This is a genomic window from Streptomyces sp. NPDC059455 (assembly GCF_042750115.1).
In the GTDB taxonomy this organism is placed as follows: Bacteria; Actinomycetota; Actinomycetes; order Streptomycetales; family Streptomycetaceae; genus Streptomyces; species Streptomyces endocoffeicus.
In genome coordinates, this window is the sequence record NZ_JBHYVB010000003.1 from 83015 (window position 1) to 90226 (window position 7212).

General features: G+C 69.8%; 6 protein-coding genes. 3 read left to right on the forward strand and 3 right to left on the reverse strand.

Going from position 1 to position 7212, the window contains the following annotated elements; all coding sequences use genetic code 11:
• Positions 1-10: 10 nt before the first annotated feature.
• Both ACFXB5_RS02040 and ACFXB5_RS02045 read right to left on the reverse strand, forming a co-directional pair.
• Entirely contained in the window at positions 11-1393 is a 1383-nt protein-coding gene (locus ACFXB5_RS02040) for an extracellular solute-binding protein (protein ID WP_385201487.1), read from the reverse strand.
• A 351-nt stretch (positions 1394-1744) separates the two neighbouring features.
• Positions 1745-2734 (reverse strand): carbohydrate kinase family protein, encoded by a 990-nt coding sequence (locus tag ACFXB5_RS02045; protein ID WP_385201489.1) that lies wholly within the window; start codon positions 2732-2734, stop codon positions 1745-1747.
• 100 nt (positions 2735-2834) lie between these two features.
• Here ACFXB5_RS02045 and ACFXB5_RS02050 point away from each other — a divergent pair, with 100 nt between their 5' ends.
• Both ACFXB5_RS02050 and ACFXB5_RS02055 read left to right on the forward strand, forming a co-directional pair.
• A complete protein-coding gene (locus ACFXB5_RS02050; RefSeq protein ID WP_385201491.1) occupies positions 2835-3620 on the forward strand; it encodes a DeoR/GlpR family DNA-binding transcription regulator in 786 nt (261 codons plus the stop codon).
• Positions 3617-4984 carry a 6-phospho-beta-glucosidase gene (locus ACFXB5_RS02055; protein WP_385201492.1) on the forward strand — a complete coding sequence of 456 codons (1368 nt, stop codon included), beginning with the start codon at positions 3617-3619 and terminating at the stop codon, positions 4982-4984. Before ACFXB5_RS02050 ends, ACFXB5_RS02055 begins: the two co-directional genes overlap by 4 nt.
• 36 nt (positions 4985-5020) lie before the next feature.
• On the opposite strand, the gene ACFXB5_RS02060 is transcribed toward ACFXB5_RS02055, so the two are convergent.
• Positions 5021-5863 carry a polysaccharide lyase family 7 protein gene (locus ACFXB5_RS02060; protein ID WP_385201493.1) on the reverse strand — a complete coding sequence of 281 codons (843 nt, stop codon included), beginning with the start codon at positions 5861-5863 and terminating at the stop codon, positions 5021-5023.
• Positions 5864-6250: 387 nt separating this feature from the next.
• Between ACFXB5_RS02060 and ACFXB5_RS02065 the strand changes: the two genes are divergently transcribed.
• Positions 6251-7006 (forward strand): GNAT family N-acetyltransferase, encoded by a 756-nt coding sequence (locus ACFXB5_RS02065; protein WP_385201495.1) that lies wholly within the window; start codon positions 6251-6253, stop codon positions 7004-7006.
• Positions 7007-7212: the final 206 nt, after the last annotated feature.

Below are 7212 nucleotides of genomic sequence, written 5' to 3' on the forward strand. Positions count from 1 at the left end.
GCGTTGGGGTCTACCTGCTGTTCTGGAAGGACGAGTAGTCGGACTGGAGTCGGCTGGTGAACGCCTTGGGGGTGAGGTGTCCGGCGGTCAGCTCCTGGACGGCGGCGGTGAGGGTGTCGTAGAAGGTCGGGGTGGTGTAGTCGAGGTAGGGAAGCAGTCCGTCCTTCTCGCTCACGGCCTTCCACCGGGTGAGGATGTCCGCGTCGACGGTGCCGGGGGTCGGCTTGTAGTCGGCCGGCGGAAGGGCCGGCAGGTTGCCGTGGGTGGCGGCGGCCTTCATGCCGTTCTTGTTGACGAGGAAGTCGATGTACGCGCCGGCGACGTCCGGGTGCTTGGACTTGGAGGTCACGGACCACGCGAGGCCCTCGCCGCCCTGGGTGAGCGGGGGCTGCCCGGCGGCGGGGCTGAGCGCGGTGAAGCCGACGTTCTTCTTCATCTTCGGGGCGAGGACGGCCGACTGCCAGGTGCCCTCCAGGAGGAACAGGGACTTGCCCTGGCCGAAGGAGGCGACGGCCTGGTCCTTGCTCTTGCCGTTGAAGCCGGAGCCCAGGTACCCCTTGTCGGCCCAGCGGCGCAGCGTGGTCGCGGCCTTGAGGGTGCCGGAGTCCGTCCACTTGGCGTCGCCCTCGTCGAAGACGAGCTTGCGGACCTCGGGCTTGCCGGCGGCGAGGGCCTGGACGACGCCGAAGATGTGGATGCCTGGGCTCTTGTCGGAGTCGCCGTAGGAAAGGGGCTGCAGACCCGATGCCTTGGCCTTGGCCATTGCGGTCTCGAAGCCGGTGAGCGTGGTGGGCAGGGGCAGGCCGAGCGACTTCAGCTTGGCCTTGTTGTAGTAGATGCCGATGATCTCACCGGTCTGTGAGACGCCGTACAGATTGCCGGTCTCCCAGGTCTTGCCGTCGGGCGTGAAGCGGTTGAGGTCGAGCAACTGGGACGGGAAGGCGGTGTCCCAGCCGTAGGCCTTGGCGTAGCGGTCCACCGGCTGCAGCAGCTTGGCCTTCACGAAGGCGCCCATGTCGGGGTAGCCCTGGTTCGCCTGGACGACGTCGGGCGGGTTGGCGGAGGACAGCGCGAGTTTCAGCGTGGTCTTGAGGTCGGCGAAGGACCGGGAGACGCGCTTGATGGTGACGTTCGGATACTTCGCCATGAACGCCTTGTTGAGCGCCTCGGTGGAGGCGTTGGCGCCCGGGTCGGTGTTCTGGTCCCACACGGTGAGGGTGACCTTCCCGGCCTTGGCGGGGTCGGTGGCGACCGGGCCCGAGGTCTTGGCGCTGGTGGCCGACCCGTCGCTCGGGCCGGGGGAGCAGGCCGCGACACCGGTCAGGACACCGGTGGCGAGCGCCGCCGCGGCTATGAGGCGCCGACGGGGGTGTCGTGGGGTTCTCTCGACCATGGGGTGGTCCTCCTGGTGCTGGGGGTGCGGTTGGTGCTGAGGGTGCGGCCGCCCGGGGTTGGGGGTGCGGTTGATGCTGGGGTGCGGCCGCCCGGGGCTGGGGCGGCGTCTGTCGGAGGTGGCGGGGCGCGGTCGTCCGACCCGGACCGGATCGCGGGAGCTACGGGGCGTCCGGTGGGCCACGCCGGTGCTTTCCCCTCCCCGTCCCTTCCCGTTACCAGGGGCTTCGCCCCTGGACCCCGGGGTCTGGGGCGGAGCCCCCACGCGGCGGAGCCGCACATCGACTCTGCGTGGGAAGGGGCGGGGCGGGGAGCGGCCCGCCGCAGGCGTCAAGATCTGTCGGACACCCCCCTACGGCTTGATCGCACGGATGCGGATGAGGTCCGCGTCCGGAATCCGGGGGGTGCGTTCGAGGAAGGCGTCGATCGCCTCCCAGCGCGGTGCGCTGTTCGCGCCGCCCAGGCTCTGCACCGACAGGGCGGCGCACAGTCCGGCGAAGCGGAGCCGGGTGGCGAGGGGCCAGTCGTGGTTCAGGCCGGTGATCAGTCCCGCGGTGAACACATCACCGGCGCCGGTGGGATCGACGGCCGGCACCCGGGGAACGGCGACCCGGATCAGTTCGCCGGTGTCGCCGTCCACCGCGACCGCGCCGTTCCCGCCATCGGTCACGACGACGTCGGGCACGTGGTCGGCGAGGACCTTCACGGCCTCCTCGACCGTCCCCGTGCGGGTGTAGCTCGTCGCCTCGACGGCATTGCAGACGAACACGTCGACCTCGGCGAGCCGGGTGAGCAGATCCCGTGACCACTGGCCGGTGGGGTCCCAGCCGACGCCGCCCACCACACGGGTGCCGCGGGCGCGGAACTCGGCCGCCCAGGCGGGCAGCGGCCGTCCGATCCCGAGTTGCAGGAAGCGGACGGCGGGCAGTTCGCCCTCCCACACCTCAGGGCGCAGGGCCCCCTTCTCCTCGTAGGTGAGGAAGGCGCGGTCGTGTTCCTGGGTCACCGCGACCGTGACCGGGGTGTGCACGGCGGGGTCGCGGCGCAGCCAGGTCGGGTCCAGGTTCTTCTCGGCTGCGAGCCGGGCGGCGAGGTGCTCGCCGAAGAGGTCGGTGCCGATCACCCCCAGGATCCCGGTCCGCAGTCCGAGGCGGGCGGCGGCGACGGCGCGGTTCGCGGTTCCCCCGGGGGAGACGGCGAACCGGTCGGCGTACACCTCGGTTCCTGGGGTGGGCAGGTGGGGGATGCCGCCGAAGACGAGGTCGCAGAAGACCTCGCCCGCGAAGAGCACATCGAGCACGGAGACCGCCTCTTTCCGGTGCGACCACGGTGAAGTGCTCAACTATGAGCATCACCCCTACCGAATGACAAGAGTCGATCAGCAACGAGAATGTCTCTTATCGTTATGACTGACTTCAGTCATGCGGTGCTATCGTCAATGCGTGACCTCACGCAAACGACATGCGAAGATCGTCGAGTCACTCCGGTCCACCGGAGTGGCCTCGGTACGCGAGCTCGCCGAAAACCTCCAGGTCAGCGAGTCCACGATTCGCCGGGACCTGATCCTCCTCGACCGCAACGGCGAGCTGGTCCGTACCTACGGTGGAGCGGCCCTTTCGCCGCGTGGGATCGCGGAGGCCGCCGGTGCGGAGGAGGAGCCCGAGACCCCGTTCGACCAGGTCATCTCGCGTGACGAGGCACTGAAGGAGGCGATCGCCGAGCAGGCCGTGAAGCTGGTCGAGGACGACAGCGTGATCGTCCTCGACATCGGAACCACCCCCCTGGCCATCGCTCGCCGGCTGCGGGGCCGTCCCGTCACCGTCATCACCAGCAGCCTGCCGGTGCTCGACGTACTCCGCGATGACGACGCCGTACGGCTGGTGATGCTCGGTGGCGTGCTGCGTCGCAACTACCAGTCCCTGGTCGGCTCCCTCACCGAGCAGGCACTTCGCCAGGTCAGCGCCGACCTGCTCTTCCTGAGCTGCACCGGCGTGCGGCCGAACGGCCATGTGGTGGACAACATGGCCGTCGAGGCCCCCCTGAAACAGGCCATGATCGAGACCGCTGGAAAGGTCGTCCTGGTCGCCGTCGAGACCAAGTTCCCCGGCACCGGATCGCTGCGCGTGTGCTCGCTCTCCGATCTCGACGTCCTGATCACCACCAGCGGTGCCGATCCCAACACGCTCCAGCTCTGCCGCGAGGCGGACGGAAAGGTGATACTCGCATGAAGTTGACCGTCCTCGGCGGCGGCGGGTTCCGCGTGCCATACGTCTACCAGGCCCTGCTGCACGATCAGGGTTCCCCCCGTATCGACGATGTGTGGCTGTACGACACCGACCCGGCCCGGCTCAAGGCCATGGCCGAAGTGCTCGCCCAGTTCGCCGACGGCCATGCCGACGCGCCCAGGGTGACGGTCACCACGTCGCTCGACGACGCCCTGGAGGGCAGCGACTTCGTGTTCGCCGCCATCCGTGTGGGCGGGCTGGCGGGGCGGATGTGCGACGAGCGGGTCGCCCTCGACCTCGACGTCCTCGGCCAGGAGACCACCGGCCCGGGTGGTCTGGCCTATGGGCTGCGCACCATCCCCGTCATGCTCGACATCGCGCATCGGGTGCGGCGGCTGGCCCCGCACGCCTACGTCATCAACTTCACCAATCCGGCCGGCATGATCACCGAGGCGATGCAGAGCGTCCTCGGCGATCGGGTCCTCGGCATCTGCGACACGCCGTCAGGTCTGGGCCGCCGCATCGCCACGACCCTCGGCCTCGACCCGTCCCGGGCCCAGTTCGACTACGTCGGTCTCAACCACCTCGGCTGGATGCGCCGCGTGCTGCACGACGGCGAGGACATCCTGCCCCGGCTGCTCGCCGACGAGCGCCTCGGCGACCTGGAGGAGGGCGTTGTCTTCGGGCGCGAGTGGCTGCGCGACCTCGGCCTGATCCCCAACGAGTACCTGTACTACTACTACTTCAACCGCGAGGCCGTACGGTCCATCCTCGACGCTCCGCAGACCCGCGGCGAGTTCCTCGCCCGCCAGCAGCAGGAGTTCTACCAGCGGGTGACGGAGGCCGCCGGGGGCGCGGCCGTGTCGCTGTGGCGGAAGACCATCGCCGACCGCAGCGCCAACTACATGGCCGAGGCCAAGGGCGCCGTCCAGGGAGAGGCCCAACCGGACGAGGGCTTCCGGCCGGACCCCGCGCACCAGGGGTATGCCGGGGTCGCCCTCGCGGTGATGGCCGCGATCAGCCGCAATGAACGCGCCACGATGATCCTCAATGTGCGCAACGGAACCACCGTCTCCGCCCTTCCCCACGACGCCGTCGTCGAGGTGCCCGTGACCGTTGACGCGGGCGGTGTCCACCCGCACACCATCACCCAGCCCGACCTGCACCAAGCGGGCCTGATGCAGCAGGTCAAGGCGGTCGAGCGGCTCACCATCAGCGCCGCTGTCACCGGCTCCCGGACCGATGCCGCGAAGGCGTTCTCCCTCCACCCGCTGGTCGACTCGGTGACCGTCGGCCGCAAGTTGCTCGACGGCTACATCGACCGCATCCCCGAAGTGGCCGAGGTCTTCGGCGGCAAGACGTCCTAGCGGCGACTGGCGGCGACTAGTGGCCACTAGCGGCGACTAGTGGCGAACAAGGCCCGGCGCCCCCCGATGCCCCCCCGCCCAGTGGGCGCAACCGTGGGAGACGGTCAGCCCGTAGAAGCCGACGCGTGCTCCCTGCGTCGTGCTGTCGGAGGACGACTGGTTGTACGAGCCCGCCTTGAAGTACTGCTTGTACGGGAAGAAGGACGAGGGGATGTCGTAGTGCGTCGTGCTGCCGTTGACCGTCAGGTCGATGGTGTCGCCGCCGGAGACGCCGATCGTGTAGTTCCATGTCTTGCCGACCGACACATGGCCCACGTTGTGCAGCGTCTGGCCGCCGTCGGGGGAGTTCTCGGTGCCCAGGACGATGTCGCCGTTGGCGCGGTAGTACAGCTCCACCAGCGGCTTCGTGGAGGAGCCGCCCGAGCCGAGGTGGATCTGGCCGACGCAGACGTTCTTCGTCACCGACACCACGCGCAGCGTCGCCCGCAGCTTGTGCGAGCCGCCGAGCGACCAGTCCGCGGCGCCGCCGTCGCGGTTCATCTCGCGCAGCTCGGAGCGGGCGTAGTTGGAGTTCGGGGTGGTGACGCCCTTCTCGGGCGCCCAGAACGTCATCGCCCCGTCGCGCTTGTCGGTGTAGAAGTAGTCGTCCTGGAACCCGCTCGCCCCCTGGAGCCGGGACGAGGGGATGGTCGTCGGCTTGCCGGGGGAGCCGACCGGCTCCTGGAGTTGCCACACCGAGAGGTCGAAGTTGCCGCCCGGCGCCTTCGACGGGTCGGCGGAGACGGCCGTGGGGGAGGCACCGGCGGGGCCAGCGAGGGCCAGGCCACCGAGGACGGTGGTCACGGTCGCCAGTGCGGTGAGCAGCGTACGGATGCGCATGGGAATTGCCTTCCCGTGGGGGGTTGGTATGGACCGCGCGTCCATGTATATGAAGCTTGTGTTTTGATATGAACGCCAAGATGTGACGAGACCGTAGAGTCGTGGTGTGTCCGCGTCAATCCTCTGGTGGGCGGAGTTACGCGTCGGCTCGCAAAACCATGTGTCACCCGGCCACGCCGTGCGCTATGTTCCGCGTGGCGATTCCCCCACCTGTCATCAAAGGACTGAAGCCCATGGACCCGGCGTCCCCCAGCGGCCGCCGTCGGCACTGAGCGATTGAGCGATCGGTGCCAACAACCCGTCTCCTCACGGCGGCCCCACGCATCCGTAAACACCGCTTCCTTCCGCGGCGCCTTCCGCCGCGTTGATCCGTGAGGTCACTTCACCATGGGCACTGACGTGCAGAGTTTTGCCGTAGCCAACCTTCGCCGCCGCCCCGTGCTTGTCGAAACCGGGGGCTTCGTGGCGGGGATCGACCCTGGCACCACCAGCCCGTACATCAACTACGCCACCCCTCTTCCCGGCGCCCGGCCCACCGCCCGGGACGTCATGGAGCTGATCGAGGCGTTCCGGGTGCGCGGACTCAAGCCGCGGCTCGAGTTCGCGCCGGACGCCGCGCCCGCCGTGGAGCCCGCGCTGCGGGAGGCGGGGTTCGGCGTGGAGGCCACGCACGCGTATCTGGTGTGTACCCCGGAACGGCTCGCCGTTCCCCGGGACACGGCGGCCGCTCCGGTGGCGGTTCCGGCCACGGACGAGGACTACCGGGCGATCGACGCCGCGCTGTCCGAGGCGTTCACCAGTGAGTTCGCCGCCTCCGAGGAGGGGGCGGCCCGGCTGCGCCGCATCCAGGAGGACGGCGGCGCGGTGCGCTTCGTCCGGGCGCCCGACGGGGGCTGCGCCGGTGGGGCCACCTGCTCGGCCCCCGCCGTGGGCACCGCCGAACTGGCGGGCGTGGGCACCCGGCCCGCCTTCCGCGGCCGGGGTATCGCCGCCGCGGTCACCGCCGCGCTGGCCGAGACGATGTTCGCCCGGGGAGCCCGGTCGGTCTGGCTGGAGTACTCGGGTGAGGGCTCCCGCCGGGTCTACGAACGCGTTGGTTTTGAGCCGCGGGGGACTCGTCTGTACATGAGTCTCGAGAGCTGAGGTACCGGGCGGGGGTGGGGCGGCTCGCTCATGGGTCGTCTCGCCCCGTCCGGGCCGGGTCCCTGCCCCGTCCGGGCCGGGGCCTACGGGTGTCCGCGGTTCTTTCCCCTACCCGCCCCTTCCCGTACCAGGGGCTCCGCCCCTGGACCCCCCGCGGGGTATGCGGGCCACCCAACACACCGCGGGGGGGCGGAACCAGAGATAGA

Bases quoted from the DNA above. Each gene is read 5' to 3' on its own strand.
- ACFXB5_RS02065 (WP_385201495.1), top strand. From the start codon at position 6,251: ATGGGCACTGACGTGCAGAGTTTTGCCGTAGCCAACCTTCGCCGCCGC.
- ACFXB5_RS02055 (WP_385201492.1), top strand. From the start codon at position 3,617: ATGAAGTTGACCGTCCTCGGCGGCGGCGGGTTCCGCGTGCCATACGTC.
- ACFXB5_RS02060 (WP_385201493.1), bottom strand. From the start codon at position 5,863: ATGCGCATCCGTACGCTGCTCACCGCACTGGCGACCGTGACCACCGTC.
- ACFXB5_RS02040 (WP_385201487.1), bottom strand. From the start codon at position 1,393: ATGGTCGAGAGAACCCCACGACACCCCCGTCGGCGCCTCATAGCCGCG.